Below are 22,141 nucleotides of genomic sequence, written 5' to 3' on the forward strand. Positions count from 1 at the left end.
GATGCAGATCACGAAGGCGGCCTCTCCGGCCTCCTCCGCAGCACGCGGCAGCGCCGTCATGGCCGCCGGATCCATCGTCGCCCGGGCCACCGGCTTCGCCCGCTCCGCCGTGGTCGCGGCGGCGCTGGGCACCATCGGGCCGGTCGCCGACGGCTACGCGGTCGGCAACGCCCTTCCCACCATCGTCTACATGCTGCTCCTCGGCGGCGCGCTGAACGCCGTCTTCGTGCCCGAGCTGGTCAAGGCCGCCAAGGAGCACGACGACGGCGGCGCCGCGTACACCGACCGGCTCGTCACCGTCTGCGTCCTCGCCCTGCTGGCGATCACCGCGACCGCGGCGTGGGCGGCGCCCGCGATCGTCGACGCGTACACCGACTACACCGGCGAACAGGCGGCCATGACCACCGCGTTCGCCCGCTACTGCCTGCCCCAGATCTTCTTCCTCGGCCTGTTCACGCTGCTCGGGCAGGTACTCAACGCGCGCGGCCGGTTCGGCGCGATGATGTGGGCGCCCGTCCTCAACAACCTCGTCGTCATGACCGTCTTCGGCCTGTACCTGGCGATGGTCATGGGCGGCGGGGACACGCTCACCGCGACCGAGACCGCCGTACTCGGCTGGGGCACGACCGCCGGCATCGCCGCCCAGGCCCTCGCCCTCGTCCCCGCCCTGCGCGCGGCCCGCTTCCGCTGGCGGCCCCGCTTCGACTGGCGCGGCAGCGGACTGACCCGCCCCCTGCGCTCGGCCGGCTGGCTGGTGCTGCTGGTTCTGGCCAACCAGGCCGCCTACTGGGTCACCACCCGGCTGGCCACGACCGCGGGTCTCGACGGCGGCCCCGGATACGGCGCGTACAACAACGCCTATGCCCTGTGGGTCGTACCGCACGGCATCATCACGGTCTCCGTGGTGACCGCGCTGCTGCCCCGGATGAGCGCGGCCGCCGCCGACGGGGACACCGCCGCCGTGCGCCGCGACGTCTCGCACGCCCTGCGCGTCTGCGCCTCGGCCGTCGTACCCGCCGCCTGCGCGCTGTTCGCCCTCGCCCCGCCGGTGATGGCCCTCGTCTTCGGGTACGGCAGGACCAGCGCCGCCGACACGGCCGCCATGGCCGGGATCCTGATGGCCTTCGCGCCGGGACTGATCGCCCTGTCCGGCCAGTACGTCCTCTCCCGCGCCTTCTACGCGCTCTCCGACACCCGTGCGCCGTTCCTGCTCAACCTCGTGATCGTCGCCCTCAACGCGGGACTGTCCGTGGTCGCCACGCACCTGCTGCCGGCCCGCTGGGCCGTGACGGGCATGGCGGCGGCGTACTCGCTGGCGCTGTGCGTCGGTTGGGCGGTGACCGGCCGGGTGCTGAGCCGCCGGCTCGCCGTCGTCCGCCCCCTGCGCTCGTCCGCCGTCGGCGCGCACGCGCGGCTGCTGCTCGCCGCCGTACCCGCCACCGCGCTTGGCCACTTCGCGGCCGTGGGAACCGCACCGGCGGGGGCGGTGGTCTCCACGATTGCCGGTGCGGTCGTCATCGTCCTCACCTTCGCCCTGCTCGCCCGTCCGCTGCGACTCGCCGAACTCGACGCGCTGCTCTCCGGCGTACGCCGGAAAGTGGCCCGGACCTGACCATCACCGAGGGAGAACCGCCGATGCCCCGCGTGCTCCTCATCGAGGACGACCCTTCCGTACGCGAGGGGGTCGAACTCGGTCTGCGCCGCCGCGGCCACGAAGTACGGGCGGCCGCCACCGGCGAGGCCGGCCTCGCCGCGATGGCCGAATTCCGCCCCGATCTGCTGCTGTTGGACCTGATGCTGCCCGGGATGAACGGCGTCCAGGTCTGCCGGCAGGTCCGCGAGCGCAGCCAGCTGCCGATCATCATGCTCACCGCGCGCGGCGACGACTTCGACGTGGTCATCGGCCTGGAGGCCGGCGCCGACGACTACATCGTCAAGCCCGCCCGCACCGAGGTGATCGAGGCCCGGATCCGTGCCGTACTGCGCCGCCTGGACGACGGCGGCGCGGGCCGCCCGGCCATCGAGTTCTACGGCGAACTCGCCATCGACCGGGTCGGACTGACCGTCACCAAAGCCGGCCGGCCGCTCGCGCTCGCCCCCTCGGAGCTGAAGCTCCTGCTGCACCTGGCCGCCGCCCCCGAGCAGGTGTTCAGCAGGCAGCAACTGCTGGAGCACGTCTGGGAGCACAGCTACCACGCCGACGCCCGGCTGGTCGACGCGTGCGTCGCACGTCTGCGCGGCAAGATCGAGGACGAGGCCGGCAGCCCCCGCTACGTCCAGACCCTGCGGGGCTTCGGCTACCGCTTCGGGCCGCTGTGAGCACCGGCCCCGAATCCGGCCCCGTCCTCGGCCGGGCGCGGGTCAGAGCCTTCGGGCTGCGCACCCGTCTGCTGCTCGCTTTCCTGCTGGTCGCCGCCGTCAGCGCCGGCACGACGGCCGCGCTGACCTACCGCGAGGCCCGCAACGCGCTGCTGGAGACCGCGCAGGACACGGCGGTCACGTCGTTCCGTGAGCAGGTCCAGCAGATAGGCGTCGGGCTGCCCGTGCAGGGCGGGGAGGACCTGGAGGAGCTCCTGCGCGGCATCGCCCGCAGAGGCAAGCCGCACCCCTGGGTGGTGTTCGCCGAATACGGTTCGGTGCGCGCCTCCTCGGGCGAGAACCCGGTCTCCACGGTCATCACACCCGAACTGCGCCGCGCCGCTCGGGCCAACCCCCACGGCAGCTTCGAGCGGGTCGTCAAGGACGGCGTCCCCTACCTGACCATCGCCATGCCCACCGTCTTCAAGACAGGCCCGTACAGCTTGCTGCCCAGCGGACTCGTCCTGTACGCCGTCATGCCGATGACCGACGAGCAGGTCAACGTCGACGCCCTCCTCATGGCCGCCCGGGACGGCGCCCTGCCCGGACTCGCCGTCGCGCTGATACCCGGCCTGATCGCCGCGCGCAGCGTGCTGCGCCCGGTGCGGGAACTGCGCCGGGCGGCCCGGAACATGGGCAGCGGCAGACTCGACACCCGTATTCCGGTGCGGGGGAGCGACGAACTGGCCGACCTGGCACGCACCTTCAACGAGTCCGCGGGCCAACTCGAACGCACCGTGCGGGAACTGCGCGAGGCCGAGGAACGCGCCCGCCGCTTCGCCTCCGACGTCTCGCACGAACTGCGCACCCCCCTCGCCGGAATGCTCGCCGTCACCGAGGTCCTCGACGAGGACGCCGATCACCTGGACGCCGACACCGCCCGGGCGGTCCGGCTGGTCAGTGCCGAGACCGGGAAGCTCGCCGTGCTCGTCGAGGACCTGATGGAGATCTCCCGCTTCGACGCGCGCGCGGCCGAGCTGAACACCGACGAGATCGACGTGGCCGAGGCCATCCGCAAGACCCTGTCGAACCGGCACTGGACCGACGACGACCGGGTCCGCACCCAACTCCCCGACGGCATCCGCGCCCGCCTCGACCCGCGCCGCTTCGACATCGTGATCGCCAACCTCGTCGGCAACGCCCTGCGGCACGGCGGCGCGCCCGTCACGGTACGGCTGCGCACCGAGGCACGCTCCGCGGGCACGCCCGTGCTGATCACCGAGGTCATGGACAGCGGCCCGGGCATCCGCACCGACTCGCTCCCGCACATCTTCGACCGCTTCTACAAGGCCGACGCGGCCCGCATCCGCTCGGCGGGCAGCGGCCTGGGGCTGGCGATCACGCTGGAGAACGTGAAGCTGCACGGCGGAACGATCCGTGCGGGGAACCTGCCCGGGGCCGGAGCCGTCTTCACCCTGGAGATACCGCTTCGCGCGGAGGGGGCCGGGGGATGAGGCGTGCGCGGACGCGCCGACGTGCGGCGGCCGTGGCCGCCGTCGCGGTGGCCGTACCGCTGCTCGGTGGCTGCGGTATCCAGGAGACCGACGTCATCGAGGCGGGCGGCCCCGCCTCCGTCGATGCCTTCTTCAACCGCGACTCCGAGATGCTGCTCTTCTTCCGTTCCCCCGACGGAGGGCTGAGCCCGGTGATCCGGACGACCGGGTCCTCGACCGTCTTTGGCGACGGATACGCCGAGTCGGGCTCCGCAGCCCAGAACCCCGGCGACACGGATGGACCGGTCCCGACGGAGAAGGTCGTCGTGGCGTTGCTCGCCGGTCCGCGGAAGGAAGACCGAGCCGCCGGCCTGACCACCTCCCTGCCCGCCGCCCGCCCCGGCGGGACCGTCGAGGTCGAGCTCCTGCCGGGCGGCAGGGTCACAACCCGCCTGCCCCTCGCCCTGGAGGGCCTCGACAGCACTGCCGTACGCCAGCTGACCTGCACGATCGCCTACAGCCAGGACGCCGACGGCCAAGTAGTCGTGGAGCTCACGGGACAGGACGGGGCATCGACGTCCGGCACCTGCGGACTCGCCCCCGGCACCACCGGGAACGTACCCGGCACCGCGACGAGCGGCGGCGCGACGTAGCGGCCGGCCCCGACTCGAGCGAGTCGGGGCCGGCCTCCGGGACTCTCAGCGGTTTTCTAGAACAGGCCCTTGTAGCCCTGCCAGCCCGTGCTGATCAGCGTGCGGGAGGTGAATGATCCGTTCCCCTTGCCGTTGTTGCGGTAGAGGTTCCCGGAGGTGTCGCGGACGACCAGGTCAGCCCTGCCGTCACCGGTGATGTCGCCGACGCCCAGCATCGCGTTGTACCCCCTGCCCCAGGAGGTGAAGACGGTGACCCGGTCCTTGAACTGGCCCGCGCCCGTGCCGTCGTAGCGGAAGAGCGTGCCGTCGCTGCGGCGGGCGAGCAGATCGCCGAAGCCGTCGCCGGTGAGGTCGCCCGTGCCGGTGATGTGGGTGTACCCGGTCCAGGCTGAACGGATCTTGACCCGGCCCTTGAGGCCGCCCGCGCCGTTGTCGGCGTACAGATAGATGTCACCCGTGGAGGCCTGCCGCGCGATCAGGTCCGTACGGCCGTCGCCGGTCAGATCGCCGGGCGCGGTCAGCACGTTGTACTGCTGCCAGCCGGTGCCCAGTGCCGTGTAGCCGCCAGTGGGGCTGTAGCCGCCGCCCGCGCACTTGCCCGTGTAGCGGCGCAGGGCGCCGTCGGGCATCCGGACCAGAAGGTCGTTGCAGCGGTCCTTGGTCAGGTCCCCGAAGGGCACGGCGTAGGTGCCCGCGGGCCAGCCGGTGCCGGACGCCTTGGTGCCGAAGGCGCCCTTGCCGTCGCCGTGGTGAGTGGTGAGGTAGCCGGAGGAGCTGAGCGTCATCAGGTCGCCCGCGCCGCCGTTGAGGTCGTGGTGGCCGCGGGCGCCGCCGGTCAGCGTGATGCTTCCGGTGAGCTGCAGTGCCGCGCCCTGGCCGTCCGCGGGCGCGGCGGTCAGCGTCCAGGTGTACGTCCCGTCCGTCGCGTACGCCGTCGCGGAGACCTTGCCGTCCCAGGCGGCGGTCAGGGCTGCGCCGTGTGCGGTGGCCGCGAGCGTCCGCACGGTACGCCCCGCCCTGTCCTTGATCACGACCTGCGCGCCGGACGCGGCCGGCTTGGACAGCTGCCAGGAGCCGTCCCAGCGGGCGTCCGTCGTGGACTTCAGGTTCACCGACGTGTCGGGGTGCGACTCGATCTTGGCGAGCGGGGACGTGGGAACACCGGTGGACTCGGCACGCACCACGCCCGTGGCCGTGTCCAGCCAGGCGACACCGCCGCCGAACCGGTCCGCCGCGATCTTCCCGGTGGCGCCGGGCAGGGCGCCCAGGTCACGGGTGTCACCGACGGTGCCGGTGTGGAAGTCGGTCAGCCGGACCGTGCCGGCGTCCTTGTCGAGGCTCAGCAGATATCCGTCGCCGAGCTCGCCGGCGGCGGGCAGCGCGGCCTTCTGCTTGGTCGTACGGTCGTAGAGCCCGGAGCCGGTCGAGCAGTCCCAGGCGACCCAGCGGCCCACGGCCTGCAGCCGGTTGGGCGTGCAGCCGAGCTCGACGGTGTCGGTGGTCGCCTGCGACTTGAGGTCGACGGCCTTGATGGTGCCATCGGTGTCGCCCGCGGTCCACAGCGTGGTGCCCCACACGGCGCTGCCGCCGCCCACCCGCTCGGAGATGAATTTCGGCCCGCCGGTCGCCGCCATGTCCGCGACGTACTGGTGGTGGTCGGGGCCGGTGCCCTGTCCGAAGACGACATAGCGGCCGGAGGCGGAGAGCACCGTGCCGCCGTACGTCGTCGGGGTGCCGTCGGCGTTCTGCCGGGGCAGCGGCAGCGACAGCGAGTCCTGCGCCGACGACCGCACCTCCAGGTGGTTCTTCGCGGTGTTGTACGCGTAGAGGTCCACGTAGGCGAAACGGCCGTCGCCGGTGCCCACCGGGAGGGTGCCCGTGTACCGGCGCACATCGCTCGGGTCGTCCGTCGCCGCGGGCTCCTGGAGCACCGAACGGTCGCCCGCGGAGGGGCTGTCGCCGAGGTCGAGGGTGCGCTTGAAGATCGACGGGAAGGAGTTGGTGTCCGTCTCGGTCGTCGCCAGCAGGTTGGCGGACAGGGCGAGTTCGCGCAGCTTTCCGGCGCGCGCCGGCAGCTCGCGCAGCGTGCTGAGGGTGATCGTGCCGTCGGCGCCGACCGTGGCCTTGCGCACCGCCCAGTGGCTCGCGTCCGCGCCGCCCGTCACCAGGACACCGCCGTCGGGCGCCGCCGCCATGGACAGGGCCGCGTGGGGCAGCAGGGTCTGCGCGGCGCCGCCGCCGATCGGCAGCGCCCGCAGCTCGCCGCCCCGGCGCAGCTGGTACTCGTCGCCGGGCTGCTGGGGCACATGGCCGGTCGTGGCGAGGACGTGGTCGCCTAGCAGCGCCACATTGGCCGGGTACTCGCCGCTGCCCGCGACGGCGACCGTGGTTTCGGCGGCGTCGAGGGCGTCCCGGCGGCGCAGGTGCACCTTGTCGTCGCCGTACTCGCTGTCGTACCAGCCGACATGGGTGCCGGACAGCACGACCTGGATGTTGTTGCCGCCGAACGCGTCGGAGAAGGCGACCTCGGCCCGCCCGGTCTCCAGGTCGACGAGCGTGAGGATCTGCGCGCCGCCGGAGGGGGTGCGCAGGGCGATGGTGTGCCCGTCGGCGCCGACCGCCCACGCGGACGCGGGCACCGCACCGGTCACCACGGTGTCCGTGAGCTCGCCGCCGGCCGGCTTGCGCAGCACGTGCAGGGCCTCGATGCCGCCGGTGTCCTTCGAGGTGGCCGTGAGGACGGCACCGCCCGTGGCACCGAGATAGGCGTGCCCGTCGGGCAGCGTGAACGTCGTCGACGTACCCGCCGTCAGGTCCTTCAGCTCGACCGTGCGGCTCGCCCTGGTGTACAGGGCGACGACGTCCGAGGCCGAGCCGTCGACCCGCACACCGGAGTCGGCGGGGTCGGGGCCCACGGCCTGCGGGTCGCCGCTCTGCGGGATCCACCGGTAGCCGCTCATGGGACCGAAGCCGGTGCCGAACGCATCGCCCTCCTGTTCCTCCCTGGTGAGGAAGCCCGAGCTGCCCGCGTCATGCACGGTGTTCTTCAGTGGTGCGAACCGATCGGGGACCGGGATGGTCAGGGAGACGGGCTCGGCCTGCGCTCCCTGCAGGAGAAGCGGGACGGCACCGCCGGCGACCGCGAGTGCGGCGGCGGTGGCGATGCCCGTACGTATGAGCGTGCGTCTACGGTCAGGAGAGTGTCGTCCTGCCACGCATTCCTCCAACTGGCTGGCTATGAGGAGGCAGCTCGACGCGGACACACACGGGCGCGCGCAAGAGGTGCGCGTCGACGTGGCGCGATGCGGAGCAGTCCCCCAGAAGGCGCCGGAAGGTAACACAGGACGCACATAGGATTCGAGTGCGGTCACGAATGGCCCATCGGCGGCCAAAACGGAGTTCCGAGCCCGTCTCGGGCCGTGGGCCGTGCCGCACGTGTGCGTGTGGCCCCGCCAAGCCCACTCCGATTGTCGCCGCAGTCCGACTCGCGGCGGCAACCGGGTGACGCGGGCCGTACCGGCCGCGTGCGGATCGCGGCTCACTGCCGAACCGGTTACCTCCGCGGACGCGGTTCGCCCCGTCCGGCCCGCACGCAGACCGGGTTCCACACCCTTCGGCGTTCCACACGGGAAGCCGGGCATCACCTGCCGTCAACCCTCGAAACCGGTCTCGGCGAGCGCCAGCATGTGCGCGGCCGTGAGGGTGTTCCACGGATCGGCGGCCGTGATCAGCAGCCAGCTCGCCGCCGCGGTCGACTGACCGGGCGGGATGACCAGCAGCTCCCGGCGGCCTCCGGAGCCGCAGTCCAGGGCGATGGCATGCGCTTCGACGTCCACGGCCGACAGGGCCACTTCGATCACCCGGCCGGGTGCCGTGACCGTATGCGGGACGTCGGGCCAGGCGACGGCGTCCACGGTGACGCGGGTGATGGTGCCGAGGCCGGAGCCGAGCGAGTCGACCAGAGCCGGCAACTCCAGTTCGAGCAGGTCGCAGCGCGGCCACCAGGCCCCGTCCAGGGGACCGCGGCTGACCCCCGGAGTGAGTGCCAGCCGGGCGACGGGCATGCGGTAGGTGCGCACGTCGTCCGGGGAGGAACCCTCGGCCGACGGTCCGGTGACGTCCATCATGCGATCCCGTCCCGGGCGGCTCGTGGGCCGTCCGTTTCCGTCGGTACGTCCGGGCCACCCGACAGCGCCCTTCGAAGCCCCGGTCCCGAAACGGGCCGGCGCGGACGAGGAGGACGCGGCACCGGCGACCCGTCCTCACTGGTCCGCGTAGCCGATGTCCCCGATGGTCCAGGCGCTCACGTCCTTCAGCGCGACCCGGTACATGCCACCCGTGTCGGGGATGCCGAAGCTGCCTTGGAGGATGCGGGCGACGTGGAAGTGGAGGTGCGTGGGCCCGTGACCGTGCTCCGGCTCGTGATCGCCGCCGCCCGCGGGCGTGGCGAACGCGGCGGCGAACGACCCCAGGTGTGCGGAGTCCCGCAGGACTTCGGCCACCCGCTCCTTCCACAGGGCTTCCGGGGCCAGCCGTCCCGTGATGACGGCACCCGGGATCACCACGGTCAACGACATCCGGCTGCTGCGCTGCTCCTCCACCATCGCGGCAAGCGCGACGAGGAGGTCATCGGATTGCTTCATGCCTCGGGAGCCCTGTCCGGCGACGGGTGTCGGTGCCGAGCGGACACCGGCGCCTCACCAGCCCAGCACACCATGGTCGGCTCGCGCTACCGGGGGCGGCGTGACCGGACGCGCGGTGTGGCAGGTGAAGCCGAGCCGGGTCAGTGCCCGGACCATCTCTCCCACGGTGAAGTCGCGGCGGTTCTGCCTGGTGATCACTTCCCCGACCTGCATCACGGGGTAGACGCGGTGGTTGATGGTCGCGGAAGCGCCGGTGACGGGTTCGGGCGCGACGCCGTTCATGGACTGCTCGACCTCGCTCTTGGTCAGGTCGAAGGGGAAACGGGCGATGACACAACGCATGGATGCCTCCACAGAGTTGGGGGAGAATCACCGGGCACCGGAAGGGGCCGGCCGCTCGCCGGCGGTCAGCAGGGGAGGGCGAGGACGCCCAGGGCGTAGCCGTGCTCGTCGATCACGGGGGACACGTCCAGGGTGCGGGTCCGCATGGCGGCTTCCGCCTCGCTGAGTACGGCCAGGGACGAGGTGAACGGTCCGCGGTCGAGCGGGATGTCCCGCAGCCGTGTCCGGTCGCTGTACCACGAGCCGCCGCGGTGCGCGGACAGCTCGGCCCGGGTGACCAGTCCCGCGCACCGCCCGTCCGCGTCCTGGAGGAGCAGATGCGGGACGCGGGCACTGATGAGCACGGACAGCGCCACGTCGACGGTCATGTGGTCGTCCACCTGAGGCCCGGGGGCGTACATGGCGTCACTGGCGGTCAGACCGGTGCCGTGGGCGCTCTCGGTCTGCCGGGTGCGTACCGGAATCGGCGTCAAGGGCTTCTCCTCTTCGTCGGGCGGGCTCGGGCGGGCCGGTCGGGCGAAGGCTCGCCCGACCGCTGGGAGCGAGTCCCGGTGCCTGGCTAGGGGTTGTTCCTCGGCATGGAGCGGCGAGGTGCGGTGGTGCGTCCGCTTCTGCCGCGCCCGTTGCCCCGTTTCCTCCGGCTCCGGCCGGCGGAGCCCGTGTGCTCGCTCTGCTCGGTGGCCGGTGCGGTCAGGGTGACGGGCACGCCGGAGGGCGTCCGGGCGCCGGTGATGCGCCGCAGTTCGGCCTCGCCGGGGCGGATCCGGACCGAACGCGGCGTGATGCCGGCGTCGGCCATCAGACGGTCCACCGCGCGGCGCTGGTGCGGCAGGACGAGGGTGACGACGGTGCCGGACTCGCCGGCGCGGGCCGTACGGCCGCCGCGGTGCAGGTAGTCCTTGTGATCGCCGGGCGGGTCGACGTTCACGACGAGGTCGAGGTCGTCGACATGGATCCCGCGGGCGGCGACGTTGGTGGCCACCAGGACCGTGACGTGGCCGTCCTTGAACTGCGCGAGCGTCCGGGTGCGCTGCGGCTGGGACTTGCCGCCGTGCAGGGCCGAGGCCCGCACGCCGACGGACAGCAGGTGCTTGGCCAGCCGGTTGGCCGCGTGCTTGGTGTCCAGGAACATGATCACTCGCCCGTCACGCGCCGCGATCTCGGTCGCGGTGGCGTGCTTGTCGGCGTCGTGCACATGCAGCAGATGGTGCTCCATGGTGCTGACGGAGCCCGCGGACGGATCGACCGAGTGGACCACCGGGTCGTGGAGATAGCGGCGTACGAGGAGGTCGATGTTGCGGTCGAGGGTGGCCGAGAACAGCAACCGCTGGCCGTCGGGGCCTACTTGGTCGAGCAGCGCGGTCACCTGGGGCATGAAGCCCATGTCGGCCATCTGGTCGGCTTCGTCCAGGACGGTGACGGCGACCTGGTCCAGCCGGCAGTCGCCCCGTTCGATGAGGTCATTGAGGCGCCCCGGCGTCGCGATGACGACCTCGGCTCCGCCGCGCAGCGCACTCGCCTGGCGGCCGATGGACACGCCGCCCACCACGGTGGCGAGCCGCAGCCGCAGGGCGCGCGCGTAGGGGGCGAGCGCGTCGGTGACCTGCTGGGCGAGTTCCCGGGTGGGTACGAGGACGAGGGCGAGCGGCCGGTGAGGCTGAGCGCGTTGCCCGTCCAGCCGTGCCAGCACGGGCAGGCCGAAGGCGAGCGTCTTGCCCGAGCCCGTGCGCCCCCGGCCCAGCACGTCCCGTCCGGCCAGTGCGTTCGGCAGCGTGGCCGCCTGGATCGGGAAGGGCACGGTCACCCCCTCGGCGCCGAGCGCGGCCAGCAGACGTTCGGGCATGTCCAGTTCGGCGAACGTGCCGACCGCCGGCAGCGGCACCGTGCGGGTGACCGGCGGGGTGAACTCCTGGGGGCGTGCCGTGGAGCGTGGTGCCGGGACATGAGTGCGGCCGGCCGAGCGCAGGGAACTTCCATCGGTACGGAATCGGCCGGAGCTGCCGCCGGTACGACGGGTGCGGCTCATGGAGGAACCTTCTTCGATGCGGCGGCGTGTCGAGGAATTCCGTCGAATGGCGGGAAGCCCCACGAGGATTCACAAGCATGAGCCGAAGGGAAATGCGAAAGGCCCGCACCCCAAGAGTGCGGGCCTCGGTCGAACAGTTCGCGTCGGCGTCAGGCAGGAACGATGTTCTCGGCCTGCGGGCCCTTCTGGCCCTGCGTGACGTCGAAGGTAACCTTCTGGCCTTCCTGAAGCTCGCGGAAGCCCTGGGTGGCGATGTTCGAGTAGTGGGCGAAGACGTCGGGGCCGCCACCCTCCTGCTCGATGAAGCCGAAGCCCTTTTCCGCGTTGAACCACTTCACGGTGCCAGATGCCATATGTAATCTCCCTTTGGGGGCAGTGTCGAATTCCGCACTTTACGGATCCGAGTCGCCGCGATCATCACCCCTCCGGAAAGATCCGGAAAGCTATGCAAAGAATCAAATCTCCGGCAACCAAAACTGCAACTGCTATCACGTTAACACAGGGTCGGGTGGTGGTGGTCAAGGATTTTCGGGATCGATCAGAAATTCTCATTCCGTCGCGGCCCTCAATTCTGTAACCGCGGGACTAGGTATTCGCGCCGTCCGCGTCCAGCTTCCGGCGCATCTGCCGGTTCAGGCGCAGGGCGTCGTCGAGCTGGTCCTCGAGGGAGATGATGCGGCACGCGGCCTCGATGGGGGTGCCCTGGTCGACGAGTTCGCGGGCGCGGGCGGCCCTGCGCAACTGCTGGCGGGAGTACCGGCGGTGGCCGCCCTCCGAACGCAGGGGAGTGATCAGCTCGGCTTCGCCCAGGGCGCGCAGGAAGGCCGGGGTGATGCCGAGGACGTCGGCGGCCCGCCCCATGGTGTAGGCGGGGTAGTCGTCGTCGTCGAGGTTCCCGGCGACAGGGGCGTTCTCAGCGGGCATGGCACCTTCGTTCCGGGGACGCGGCGAGGGGGCCCAGTCGTGCGCGGCACCCGTGCTCCGAAGGGTCCGGCACCGTCTGGCTCGTGCGAGAACCCTATCTCCGACGGGCAGGGAAACGTGTCCTCGCCGTGACAGACTTCCCCCGGCCGTACAGGCCGGGCCGGACGGTCAGCGCAGGGGACGCCGGCGAACCCGCCGGGACACCACCACCGCGAGGAACGCCACATCGGCCAGGAAGAGCACGACGGCGATGGCCAGCAGGTAGCCCAGGCCGTCCGCAGCCACGCCGATGATTCCGAGGACGACGGCCACCAGCAGGAGCAGCAGAAAGGTCACCATCGACCGATCACCTCCTGGCGATCAGCGGCGCGCGAGTTGACGTTCGCCGTGGACGCCCGGCCGGTACGCCATGTCGTAGTAGCGGAAGATCGACTCCTCCTGCTCGGCGGGCAGTACGTCGTCCGTCCCGATGGAAGGCGCCTTGCGCACCGTCCCCCTGGCATGCGAGACCCTGACGTAGTCAGGCCCCAGCACGACCTCGTCGAGCGGCACGAAGACCAGACGATGACGGGTGGGCAGCCCCGTACGGACCGTGGCCATGGCCGGTTCGTCCGTGGCCGTGTCCACGTAAATGGCCTCGAGTATGCCGATCTTCCGCCCCTTGGGGTCGACCACGTCGTGTTCGCGCCACTCCCGGACATCGGCCGGGCGGATCATGTCCGCCCCCCGTGTCCGCTGCCGAAGAGGGGTGAGCGGGGCTCGCCGGCGGCGTCGACGAGGATCTGCCCGGCCGCTTTTAGGTTGTCGGCACTCACCGCCTGGTCCATCGCGGCCCGCGCCGCGCCGGGCGGTGTGTCCGGCGGTACGACGAGCAGGGAGAAGAGGTCCTGACCGCCTCGGGTGACCAGGACGGTGTCGTCGCCCTCGGACGACGCGTCGATGTGCACGACCCGGCCGTCGACGACCAGGCGCGTCGGCAGTCCGTCCCAGGCGGCGCAGTCCAGCCCGACCCGGGCGACGGGCCCGAGGTGTTCGGTCAGCGCGCTGACCAGACCGGGCAGTTCGGCGGCGATGTCACGGGAGCGCGGCCACCACGCACCGTCGAGGACCCCTCGGCGCTCATGTGTCGTCTCCAGCCGCAGCAGAGCCGCGCCGGGGCGTAGGGACTCGTGGACGCCGTCCGGAAGGAGTCCCGACACGGGCGGGGGATCGGTACCGGGCACTGTGCTCTCCTGCCTGTGCGGTTCCGGCAGCGGCTCACGACCATGGGCCGACGAGGCCGGGAGCGTACGTCCCGGACTCACGTCCCACGCTACTCCTGCGGCCGTCCGTCAGCCGGGCTCGTCCGTGTGCGTGCGCCGGCCCTGGGAACGGCTGCTGTCCAGCCAGGGCGAGGGCGCGGACGGGGCATCGGCGGCGGGGCGGGTGTCGACCGTCAGGTGGAGCAGGGTGCCGCGCCCGTCCGGGCCGGTGGGATAGCTGCGGGGTTCGTCGGAGGGGAACACCTGGCGCAGAACGTCGGCGACCCGCTGGGCCGTGGCGGGGTCCGCCGCGACGACGCGTACCTCGGCGAGTCCCTCGCCCGCGGGCGGGGTCCACCGGACCTCGGGAGTGCTGTCGACGTCGTCGGAGCGCTCGGACCTGGACCGCATGGACCTCACCGCCCTTCGCTGCCGACGGTTCGTAGGGTCAACCGTACGCCCGAGCCGTCCTGGCCGGACGTGGGCGGGAGTACGGTGAAAGAGCCGAGGGTTCTTCGCGCGCCGGCTCCCGCACGGCACCGTTCTCGGCGAACGACGACGCCGGGCCGGTCCCGTCCGGACCGGGGGCAGGATTCGCCTCATGACCGTCAACGGGTCCGACCAGCGAGGTCGACAGGGGCCGTCGCCCCTGGAAGGGGAGCGCATCCGCCCCCTGTCCCGATGGCAGATCGAGGACCGGCTGGAGGGACTCGGCGATCTGTACGCGCAGACCGCCGGAGGCGATCCGCGGGCATGGAACCAGGACCGCGAGCTGTTTCTGCGGCGACTGGCCGTCGAGGTGCAACGGCCGGGCTTCGCCCTGCTGGTGGCGGAGCGGGGCGAGCTACGGGAACCGGCCGGGGTGGGCGTCGTCCTGACGGGATGCGCCTATGGCTTTCCGGTGCGAGCGAACGGGCCCTGGTGGCGAGGCCTGGACGGGTACCTCCCACGGGAGCTGCTCCGGCTCGCCGCCTCCGAGAGGCTCTTCGCGATCTCGGGGCTCGTGGTTCATGACCGGGTGCGCACCCAGAACCAGGGCCGTGACTGGAACCTCGCCCGGCGCCTGCAGCGCCGACTGCTCGCCGACCACTCCGCCGGACTCACCGACCGTCCCGCCGTGCTCGGCGTCATGCTGGTGGACCGCCGCGACACCGTGACCCTTCGAGCACTGCGCTCCTGGGGATGGCGCTCCGTCACGGCGGACTCCAGGGACGGGCGCCCTTCGACGCCGTGCCGCGCCCTTGTCGTGGGGCCGTGACGGCGTCCGGACGTATCGGGAGGAGGCCGGCGGTGGCCTCCACCGCTAGGCGGCCTTGGGCCCAGTCGCGCGCGTGCTCGGGGTGGGGTCCTGTGCATCCTCGGACCAGGAGGTCTCGTCCTCTCCGAAGTCCGGGGCCTGGAAGGGCTGAGTCGTCGGAGGCGGCGATACCGCGGTGGAACGGCGGGGTTGCCCTTCCACGGCGGAGAACAGCGATGTGGGTTCGATGAGAGGTCTGCCTTTCGTTACAGGCCCCTGATGGGGCCTGGCGTGCCATGACCGGGCACAGCGGTTCTACAGCTTGGTCATCTTGGCGTACGGGCTCAAGATCCGCATCTGCGCCGAGCCGAAATCCACGAGCGCCGCGATCCCGTCCTCGATGCCGATCACCCGGCCGAGGCCGTACACGTCGTGCGTGACCTGGTCGCCAACGGAAAAGTGCTTGGGAACCGGTGTGACCGGGGCCTTGAAGGGGCTGGTGGGCAAGTGACGCTTAGGTGCCGCAGGCTTAGTCATGCCTCAGTATGAGCCTACGGGCATCCCGCTCGCTGTGGCCGTCGGCACAGATCCGGACGGGAACAACCGCGCCACGCCACTGACCTGGTGTTTCGAGACCGGTGAGGCGGCGAAACTCGACCGCAGATCTCCTTCGCGGGGGAGGCGCGCGGGCCATGCGCAGAGGCGGGCTCGTCCCGGATGTGCCGATCACGGCCCGCCTCGTCCCCTCAGGCGAGTTCGTCGCCTCCCAGGCGGTAGCCCTGTCCGCGCACCGTGGTGATCCTGTGCGCGCCCAGCTTGCGGCGGAGGTAACGGACGTACACGTCGACGACGTTGGAGCCCTCCGACGCCTCGTACCCCCAGACGTCGCAGAGCAGGTCCTCCCGGCTGAGCACGTCGCCGGCGTTGCGCATGAGGTGTTCCAGCAGGGCCGTCTCCCGGGCGCTGAGCTGGATGATCCGGCCGTCGACGTAGGCCTGGCGGGTGCGGGTCTCCAGGGCGATTCCGGCGCGGCGCAGGACGGAGCTGTCACTCTCGCGCAGCCGCAGGCGCAGGCGGACCCGGGCGAGGAGTTCCTCGAAGCTGAACGGTTTGGTCATGTAGTCGTCGGCGCCGCCCTCCAGGCCGTGCACCGTGTCGGCGACGGTGTCCCGGGCGGTGAGGATGATGACCGGGAGGGCGCTGGACGCCGCGCGGAGGCGGGCGATGACGGTGAAGCCGTTCTCGCCGGGCAGGCCGACGTCCAGGACCATCAGGTCGTAGTTGCCCGACATGGCCGCGCGCCGGGCTGCCTCGCCGTCGGTGACGACGGTGGTGCGAAAGCCCTGGGCGGTGAAGCGTTCCGCGAGGTAGGAGGCTATGTGGGCCTCGTCCTCGGCGATGAGGAGGTGGCGGCGGGGCCGTCCGGTGTGGCTCATGGTCTGTGGGGGCCGCCGTTCAGGGCGTGGGTGACGTAGGGGATGAGCAGGGTGAAGGTCGCGCCTCGGCCCGGGCTGCTGTCCAGCCGGACCTCGCCGTGGTGCGCCTCCGCTATGGCCTTGACGATCGCGAGCCCGAGCCCGGCCCCGGTTCTGCCTCGGCTCTCCTGCGCCCTCGTGAACCGCTCGAAGACGCGTTGCTGGTCAGCGGGCCGGATGCCGGGGCCGGTGTCCCTGACCCACAGTTCGACCCTGTCGTGTCCGGCCCGGCCGCCGATCCAGATACGGCCGTGCTCCTCGGTGTGCTGAGCGGCGTTCTGGGCGAGTTGGATCATGGCCTGGGTGAGGAGCTGGCGGTCGGCGTGGAGGGTGTCGCGGTGCGGGTTCTCCGCGAAGTCGAGGAGCCAGCGGCGTTCGGCCAGCGCGGCCGCCTTGACGTACACCTCCTCGATCAGTTCGGAGAGGCTGAGGTCCTCGGGGCGCAGGGCGTCCGGTCGGCGGGCCTTGGCCAGCATGAGGAGTTCCTCCGCCATGCGGTGCATGCGGTGCAGTTCGTCGGTGACCACCGCGACCGTCCGGGCGCGGTCCGCCGGTTCGTCGGGGAGTGTCTCCAGCCGGCTGAGCACGATGGTGATGGGGGTGCGCAGTTCGTGGCCGACGTCGTTCATGAACTGCCGCTTGGTGGAGAAGGCGTCGTCCAGGCGGTCGAGCATGTCGTTGAAGGTGCCTGCCAGTTGGCCGATCTCGTCCCTGTCCTGGACGGGTATTCGGCGGGTGATGTCCGACTCGTGGATCGAGCGGGCGGTGTCCCGCAGGAGCCGCAGCGGCGCGACGATACGGCTGGCGAAGATCCAGCCGACGCAGGCGGACAGCAGCATGGCGCCGAGGCCGAGACAGATCTGGATGCGGATCGACTCGCTGATGTGGTCGCGTTCCTGCTGGGTGAAGGTGGCGATGACGAGCACGCCCCGCGGGGCGTCGCCGGCCACCGTGACGGGCACGGCCACGAACCGCACGGAGCCCGCGGCGCTCTTCGCGTCCCCGTAGGAGGGTGAGCGGACCGCGGCGGCCCGGTCCATGAGCGCGCTGTCGGTGTCCAGGCGAGCCGGCGGTTCCTCGGCGGAGCGGCGGTACGGCTCTGAGTCGACCAGGGTGATCAGGGTCTGGCCGTGTTCCGGGATGTAGCCCTCCAGGTAGGAGACGAAGAGTGCACGGAGTCCGCCGGGAGCCGGTCCCGCACCGCCCGAGGCCCCGGTCGTGGTCGCGAAGGAGCGGAACGCCTCGATGTCGTGGGCGAGTTCGCGGTCGACGCGTTCGTTCAGGCGAGCGGTGAGGATGAACGATTCCGCGCCGGTGAGGCTCGCCAGCGTCAGCCCGACGAGCATCAGCATCCGCCCCAGCAGTCGCACGCGGATCGACCGGAGCGGATGGCGCCCGGGCATGCCCACGGCCTGCTTCGGCGGTGCGGGCTCAGCCGTCCTCACCGGTGTCATCGTCGTCTCCGTCGTCGGACGCGGTTGCGGATGCGGTGGCACTCGGGGTGGCCGAGGCCGTCGCCTCGGGCGTCATGTCGTCATCGGCCGCTCGCCCCGCGGGCATGGGGGCCTTCGGTGGCACGGGCTGGGCCGTGTCCGTCCGCTCGGGATCCGTGTCCTCGGGCTGCTTCGCCGACGTGGTGGCGGCGACGGCGTCCTCGCCGTCGTACTCGAAGGGCGTTCGTGTCGTCGCGCCGGGGGACGGCGGCCGGGTCGGGCTCGGCTCCGTCGCCCGGCTGTCCGCAGGGGGTACGGAGGGGGAACCGCTCGTGGGGCCGGGTTCCGTACGGCCGACGACGACGGGCTCGCCGAGGTCCGGAGGCGGCGCCCGGTGGGCACCGGCGACGGGGATCCCGACGAGCAGGATCGCTCCGACCGCGAGAGCGGCGAGACGCTGGCTGCGGGTCACGCTGGTACGACCTCCTCGGTGCCCTTCGGCCCTTCCGACATCGGACCTGGTCCGAAGAGCTACCAGCGGAGTCCGGCGGCGGCCTGCTGGACGCATGACCTGATCTTGAACTTCGTGTGTGGGCGATGCGCCGACTGTGTGCGGGGGCAGCGCCGCGTACGGACCTTTCGGTGTCCGCGTGCGGCGCCGCCCCCGCGTTCCGCTCAGACGGCCGTGATGACCTTGGCCGACGCGGTGTCGGCCACTCCGTGCCGCTCCGCCCAGTTCTCCAGGGCCGTACGGCAGGCGTGGTCGAGGTGGTGCACCCGGGACAGGTCCAGCTCGACGGTGCGGTCCTGCGGGATCGCCTCCAGGGCGTCGAGGATCTTCGGCAGCCTCAGGAAGGTCGCGTTGCCGCTCAAGTGGGCCTGCACGGGGCCCGCGCCCTTGTCGACGATCTCCAGCTTGATGTGGGACGCCTCCCAGGCAGTCTTGACCACGGCGAGTGCGAGGCCGATCAGCACGCCCTCGAACATGCTGATCGCGACGATCGACACCGCGGTGACCACGAGGATCACGGCCTCGCCGCGGTGCCCGCGCCACAGGGCGACCAGCCCCTTCACCGGGATCAGCTTGAAGCCCGAGTACACCAGGACCGCCGCGAGCGCCGGGATGGGGATGACGCCCAGCGCGGCCGGCAGCAGCGCGGCGAACAGCAGCAGCCAGGCGCCGTGCATGATGCGGGAGGCCCTGGTCCGCGCCCCCGCCTGGACGTTGGCCGCGCTGCGCACGATCACCGCGGTCATCGGCAGGGCGCCGAGCAGACCGCAGACCGTGTTGCCGACGCCCTGGGCCATCAGCTCCTTGTCGTAGTCCGTGCGCGGCCCGTCGTGCAGCCGGTCCACGGCCGCCGCGCTGAACAGGCTCTCCGCCGAGGCGATCAGCGTGAACGCCAGGATCGTGCTCACCACGCCGGTCTCCGCCAGGCCCGCGAAGGCGGACGGCGCGGGCGGCTGGATCACCGAGGCCAGGCCTTCCACCGTCACCTTGGTGACGGGGAGCGCGAAGGCCAGCGAGGCGACGGTGGCGAGCGCGACGGCCGCGAGCGGACCGGGCACGAGGCGCACCTTCTTCGGCAGCCTCGGCCACAGCACCAGCACGGCGATGGTGCCCGCGCCCAGCAGCAGCGACGCCACGGCCGGCCCGGAGCCCAGCGATTCGGCGAGCATCTTCGGCAGTCCGGCGATCTTGCCGATGCCGGACGACGGAGCCTTGCTGTGCGTCATCGCGTACAGCTGACCGGCGATCAGCACCAGGCCGATCCCGGCGAGCATGCCCTCGACCACGGCGACGGAGATGGCCCGGAACCAGCGCCCCCAGCGCAGGGCCCCCATGCCGAGCTGGAGCAGGCCCGTGGCCAGCACGATCACGCCGAGCGTGGCGAGCCCGTGCTCGTGCACGGCCTCGAAGACCAGCACGGTCAGACCGGCGGCCGGTCCCGACACCTGAAGGCTGCTGCCCGGCAGCATGCCCGTGACGAGGCCGCCGACGATGCCGGTGACGATGCCGAGTTCGGCCGGTACCCCGGAGGCGACCGCCACGCCGACGCACAGCGGCAGGGCGACCAGGAAGACGACGACGGAGGCCGCGAAGTCCTGCTTGAAGTAAGCGGTGTTCATCGGTTGCCTCACAGCGCTTCGAAGGAGTCGGATTCGGCCCGGTACGCCAGCACGCCGCCGGTGTGGACCTCGTAGAACCAGGCGTGCACCCGCAGCCGCTCGTCCCGCAGGCGGGTCTCGACGCACGGGTACGACATCAGCCGGAGCACCTGCCCCAGCACGTGGTGCTGGACCGCCTCGGCGACCTGCGGGTCGTCCGCCGCGCCGGAGGGCAGTACGGCGGCGTGAGAGAGCCACTCGCGCACCGCGGGGACGGCCGACAGATCGTCGCCGCGCACCAGCGCGCCGACCGCGCCGCAGTGGGAGTGCCCGCAGACCACGATGTCGGAGACCCCGAGCACCTTGACGGCGTACTCGATCGTCGCGGCCTCGGAGGTGGGACCCGCGTCGTACGGCGGGACGATGTTCCCCGCCGTACGCAGTTCGAAGAGCTCACCGGGGCGGGCACCGGTGATGAGGGAGGGGATGACGCGTGAGTCGGAGCAGGTGATGAAGAGGGCGTACGGCGACTGCCCTGCGGCAAGTTCGCCCAGTTCGGCGCCCTGGGAGTGGGCGAAGGTGCGTGCGTGTGCGATGAGGGTTTTCATGTCAGCTTCCTCGTGAGGAGAGGTGTCACTGGCAAGGGGTCGGCAGCGGCTCGCCGTTGAGCCATCGCCGTCGAACTGGTGGAACCGTGGGGGGCGGAATCAAGGGGGTGGACTCGCGGGGGAAGGGGGAACCGGCGGAACTAGTCGTCGTCGCCGTCGTCGCCGGACCACGGGCCGGTGATGGCGAGGAGGATGCCGGGGTCCTGGATGTTGGCGAACAGCGTCCTGCCGTCCGCGGAGAAGGTGACGCCGGCGAACTCGCTGTACTCCGGGGCCTCCGCGGTGCCGCCCGCCGCGGTAGCGGCTGATGTAATCGCCAGCTCGTTGCGGGCGATGGGGTACGTCTGGCCGTCGGCGGTGGCACCGAAGAGGTGGGACACGCCCTCGCCGTCCTCGGCGATCACCAGGCCGCCGAACGGGGAGACGGTGATGTTGTCCGGGCCGTCGTAGGCGCCGTCCCGCGTCGGGTCGGTGTTGACCGCCAGCAGCACCTTGAGGGTGATGGTGCCGCTGCGCGGGTCGTAGAACCACACCTGGCCGTCGTGCGGAGTGCCGGGGCTCTCGGTGCGGGCGTAGCTGGAGACGAAGTAGGCGCCGCCGTCGCCCCACCACATGCCCTCGAGCTTGCGGGAGCGGGTGATCTCACCGGCCAGGAACTGCTTGCGCACGGAGGTGGTGACGGCGTCCCGGTCGGGGACCTTCACCCAGTCCACCCGGTATACGGTGCCGACCTTCGTGGCGCGCGAGAGGTCGTCGACGTACTGGCCGGCGGAGTCGAAGCACTTCATCGCGTCCAGCACGCCCGCGTTGTCGGCCAGGGCCCGCAGCTCGCCGGGGCCGTGGGTGAAGCCGACCGGCGGGGTCCAGCGGTAGAGCAGGCCGTTGGGCTTGGAGGCGTCCTCGGTGAGGTAGAGGTGGCCGCGGTAGGAGTCGACCACGACCGCTTCGTGGGCGTAGCGGCCGAGGCACTTGATCGGCTTGGGGTCGAGGTTGGCCGTGCTGCCGTGCTTCGGGTCGACCTCGAAGACGTAGCCGTGGTCCTTGGTCATGCCGCCCATGCCGGCCTTGTCCTCGGTCTCCTCGCAGGTGAGCCAGGTGCCCCACGGGGTGACGCCGCCGGCGCAGTTGGTGGAGGTGCCGGCGATGCCGACCCACTCGCGCACGGAGTCGTCGGAGACCTCGACGACGGTGCAGCCGCCGGCCGCGGCCGGGTCGTAGACCAGGCCGTCCAGGTGCGGCACGGGGTGGTCGGCGTCGGTCAGCGGGTCGTCGATCTCATGGTTGTTCACCAGCAGGGTCACGGCGTCGTCGTCATCGTCGTCGCCGCCCGCCGAGAACGCGCCCGTGCCGTCGTGGTTGCTCGGCGTGGTCTGGCCGGACTCCAGCGTGGTGACACCGGTGCGGGTCAGGATCCGGTAGGAGAAGCCCTCGGGCAGGGCGAGGACGCCCTTGGGGTCCGGGACCAGCGGGCCGTAGCCGGCAGCGCCGCCCGTCACGGCCGTGTCGGCGACGGCGCCGGGCGCCGTGAGCAGCGCCTCCACACTGCCGATGAGCATGACCCCGGCGCCGGCCAGCGCCGATCGGCTCAGCAATTCCCTGCGGTTCAGCGGCATCTCGTCTCCCGAGCGGAGTGGTGAGCGGAATTCCGACCGGTGGAGG

The 22,141-nt window shown here is 71.6% G+C and carries 24 protein-coding genes; 5 read left to right on the top strand and 19 right to left on the bottom strand.

Annotated features, from left to right (window positions below):
- The first annotated feature begins 1 nt into the window (after position 1).
- Genes murJ through IF78_RS0109300 form a run of 4 tightly spaced genes read left to right on the top strand, consistent with a single transcriptional unit; the run spans position 2 to position 4,444 of the window.
- Positions 2-1,612, top strand: coding sequence for a murein biosynthesis integral membrane protein MurJ (gene murJ / locus IF78_RS0109285; RefSeq protein WP_031482990.1), 1,611 nt, complete (start codon positions 2-4; stop codon positions 1,610-1,612).
- Positions 1,613-1,635: 23 nt separating this feature from the next.
- Complete coding sequence (locus IF78_RS0109290; protein WP_031482989.1) at positions 1,636-2,319, top strand: response regulator transcription factor; 684 nt, start codon at positions 1,636-1,638, stop codon at positions 2,317-2,319.
- Positions 2,316-3,812, top strand: coding sequence for a sensor histidine kinase (locus tag IF78_RS0109295; protein WP_031498127.1), 1,497 nt, complete (start codon positions 2,316-2,318; stop codon positions 3,810-3,812). Before IF78_RS0109290 ends, IF78_RS0109295 begins: the two co-directional genes overlap by 4 nt.
- Complete coding sequence (locus IF78_RS0109300) at positions 3,809-4,444, top strand: hypothetical protein (RefSeq protein WP_051827618.1); 636 nt, start codon at positions 3,809-3,811, stop codon at positions 4,442-4,444. Before IF78_RS0109295 ends, IF78_RS0109300 begins: the two co-directional genes overlap by 4 nt.
- 56 nt (positions 4,445-4,500) lie before the next feature.
- Here IF78_RS0109300 and IF78_RS44915 read toward each other — a convergent pair whose 3' ends face one another.
- From IF78_RS44915 to IF78_RS0109360, 12 genes are all read right to left on the bottom strand, one after another.
- Entirely contained in the window at positions 4,501-7,659 is a 3,159-nt protein-coding gene (locus IF78_RS44915) for an FG-GAP-like repeat-containing protein (protein WP_051827620.1), read from the bottom strand.
- Between the two features lie 435 nt (positions 7,660-8,094).
- Entirely contained in the window at positions 8,095-8,571 is a 477-nt protein-coding gene (locus IF78_RS0109310) for a DUF5994 family protein (protein ID WP_324617275.1), read from the bottom strand.
- A gap of 135 nt (positions 8,572-8,706) precedes the next feature.
- Positions 8,707-9,087, bottom strand: coding sequence for a hypothetical protein (locus IF78_RS0109315; protein ID WP_031482979.1), 381 nt, complete (start codon positions 9,085-9,087; stop codon positions 8,707-8,709).
- Between the two features lie 54 nt (positions 9,088-9,141).
- Complete coding sequence (locus IF78_RS0109320; protein WP_031482977.1) at positions 9,142-9,429, bottom strand: SCO5918 family protein; 288 nt, start codon at positions 9,427-9,429, stop codon at positions 9,142-9,144.
- A gap of 65 nt (positions 9,430-9,494) precedes the next feature.
- Positions 9,495-9,902, bottom strand: a complete 408-nt coding sequence (locus IF78_RS0109325) for a CBS domain-containing protein (protein WP_031482975.1) — start codon at positions 9,900-9,902, stop codon at positions 9,495-9,497.
- 86 nt (positions 9,903-9,988) lie between these two features.
- The gene (locus tag IF78_RS0109330; RefSeq protein WP_031482973.1) at positions 9,989-11,455 is read right to left on the bottom strand and encodes a DEAD/DEAH box helicase; all 1,467 of its coding nucleotides are present in this window, start codon (positions 11,453-11,455) and stop codon (positions 9,989-9,991) included.
- A gap of 149 nt (positions 11,456-11,604) precedes the next feature.
- A complete protein-coding gene (locus IF78_RS0109335) occupies positions 11,605-11,808 on the bottom strand; it encodes a cold-shock protein (protein WP_031482971.1) in 204 nt (67 codons plus the stop codon).
- 232 nt (positions 11,809-12,040) lie between these two features.
- Entirely contained in the window at positions 12,041-12,379 is a 339-nt protein-coding gene (locus IF78_RS0109340; RefSeq protein WP_031482969.1) for a MerR family transcriptional regulator, read from the bottom strand.
- A 168-nt stretch (positions 12,380-12,547) separates the two neighbouring features.
- Positions 12,548-12,718 carry a hypothetical protein gene (locus IF78_RS48835; protein ID WP_167348308.1) on the bottom strand — a complete coding sequence of 57 codons (171 nt, stop codon included), beginning with the start codon at positions 12,716-12,718 and terminating at the stop codon, positions 12,548-12,550.
- 21 nt (positions 12,719-12,739) lie between these two features.
- A complete protein-coding gene (locus tag IF78_RS0109350) occupies positions 12,740-13,096 on the bottom strand; it encodes a PRC-barrel domain-containing protein (protein WP_031482967.1) in 357 nt (118 codons plus the stop codon).
- Complete coding sequence (locus IF78_RS0109355) at positions 13,093-13,602, bottom strand: DUF5994 family protein (protein WP_031498129.1); 510 nt, start codon at positions 13,600-13,602, stop codon at positions 13,093-13,095. The genes IF78_RS0109350 and IF78_RS0109355 overlap by 4 nt, the downstream gene beginning before the upstream one ends.
- 108 nt (positions 13,603-13,710) lie before the next feature.
- A complete protein-coding gene (locus IF78_RS0109360; RefSeq protein ID WP_031482963.1) occupies positions 13,711-14,031 on the bottom strand; it encodes a hypothetical protein in 321 nt (106 codons plus the stop codon).
- A gap of 190 nt (positions 14,032-14,221) precedes the next feature.
- Here IF78_RS0109360 and IF78_RS0109365 point away from each other — a divergent pair, with 190 nt between their 5' ends.
- Entirely contained in the window at positions 14,222-14,878 is a 657-nt protein-coding gene (locus IF78_RS0109365; protein WP_051827622.1) for a hypothetical protein, read from the top strand.
- Between the two features lie 294 nt (positions 14,879-15,172).
- On the opposite strand, the gene IF78_RS0109370 is transcribed toward IF78_RS0109365, so the two are convergent.
- The 7 genes from IF78_RS0109370 to IF78_RS0109400 form a co-directional block, all read right to left on the bottom strand.
- Positions 15,173-15,394, bottom strand: coding sequence for a hypothetical protein (locus IF78_RS0109370; RefSeq protein WP_031482958.1), 222 nt, complete (start codon positions 15,392-15,394; stop codon positions 15,173-15,175).
- Between the two features lie 209 nt (positions 15,395-15,603).
- Positions 15,604-16,293: a response regulator transcription factor gene (locus IF78_RS0109375; RefSeq protein WP_031482956.1), complete on the bottom strand. Its 690-nt coding sequence runs from the start codon at positions 16,291-16,293 to the stop codon at positions 15,604-15,606.
- Positions 16,290-17,777: a sensor histidine kinase gene (locus IF78_RS0109380; protein WP_158751318.1), complete on the bottom strand. Its 1,488-nt coding sequence runs from the start codon at positions 17,775-17,777 to the stop codon at positions 16,290-16,292. Before IF78_RS0109380 ends, IF78_RS0109375 begins: the two co-directional genes overlap by 4 nt.
- A complete protein-coding gene (locus IF78_RS0109385) occupies positions 17,764-18,237 on the bottom strand; it encodes a hypothetical protein (RefSeq protein ID WP_031482952.1) in 474 nt (157 codons plus the stop codon). Before IF78_RS0109385 ends, IF78_RS0109380 begins: the two co-directional genes overlap by 14 nt.
- Before the next feature lie 203 nt (positions 18,238-18,440).
- The gene (locus IF78_RS0109390) at positions 18,441-19,895 is read right to left on the bottom strand and encodes a SulP family inorganic anion transporter (protein WP_031482950.1); all 1,455 of its coding nucleotides are present in this window, start codon (positions 19,893-19,895) and stop codon (positions 18,441-18,443) included.
- An 8-nt stretch (positions 19,896-19,903) separates the two neighbouring features.
- Positions 19,904-20,482, bottom strand: a complete 579-nt coding sequence (locus tag IF78_RS0109395; RefSeq protein WP_031482948.1) for a carbonic anhydrase — start codon at positions 20,480-20,482, stop codon at positions 19,904-19,906.
- A 140-nt stretch (positions 20,483-20,622) separates the two neighbouring features.
- Positions 20,623-22,095 (bottom strand): alkaline phosphatase PhoX, encoded by a 1,473-nt coding sequence (locus IF78_RS0109400; protein ID WP_031482946.1) that lies wholly within the window; start codon positions 22,093-22,095, stop codon positions 20,623-20,625.
- Positions 22,096-22,141: the final 46 nt, after the last annotated feature.

The sequence above is a fragment of the Streptomyces bicolor genome, from assembly GCF_000719285.1.
GTDB classification, from domain to species: domain Bacteria; phylum Actinomycetota; class Actinomycetes; order Streptomycetales; family Streptomycetaceae; genus Streptomyces; species Streptomyces bicolor.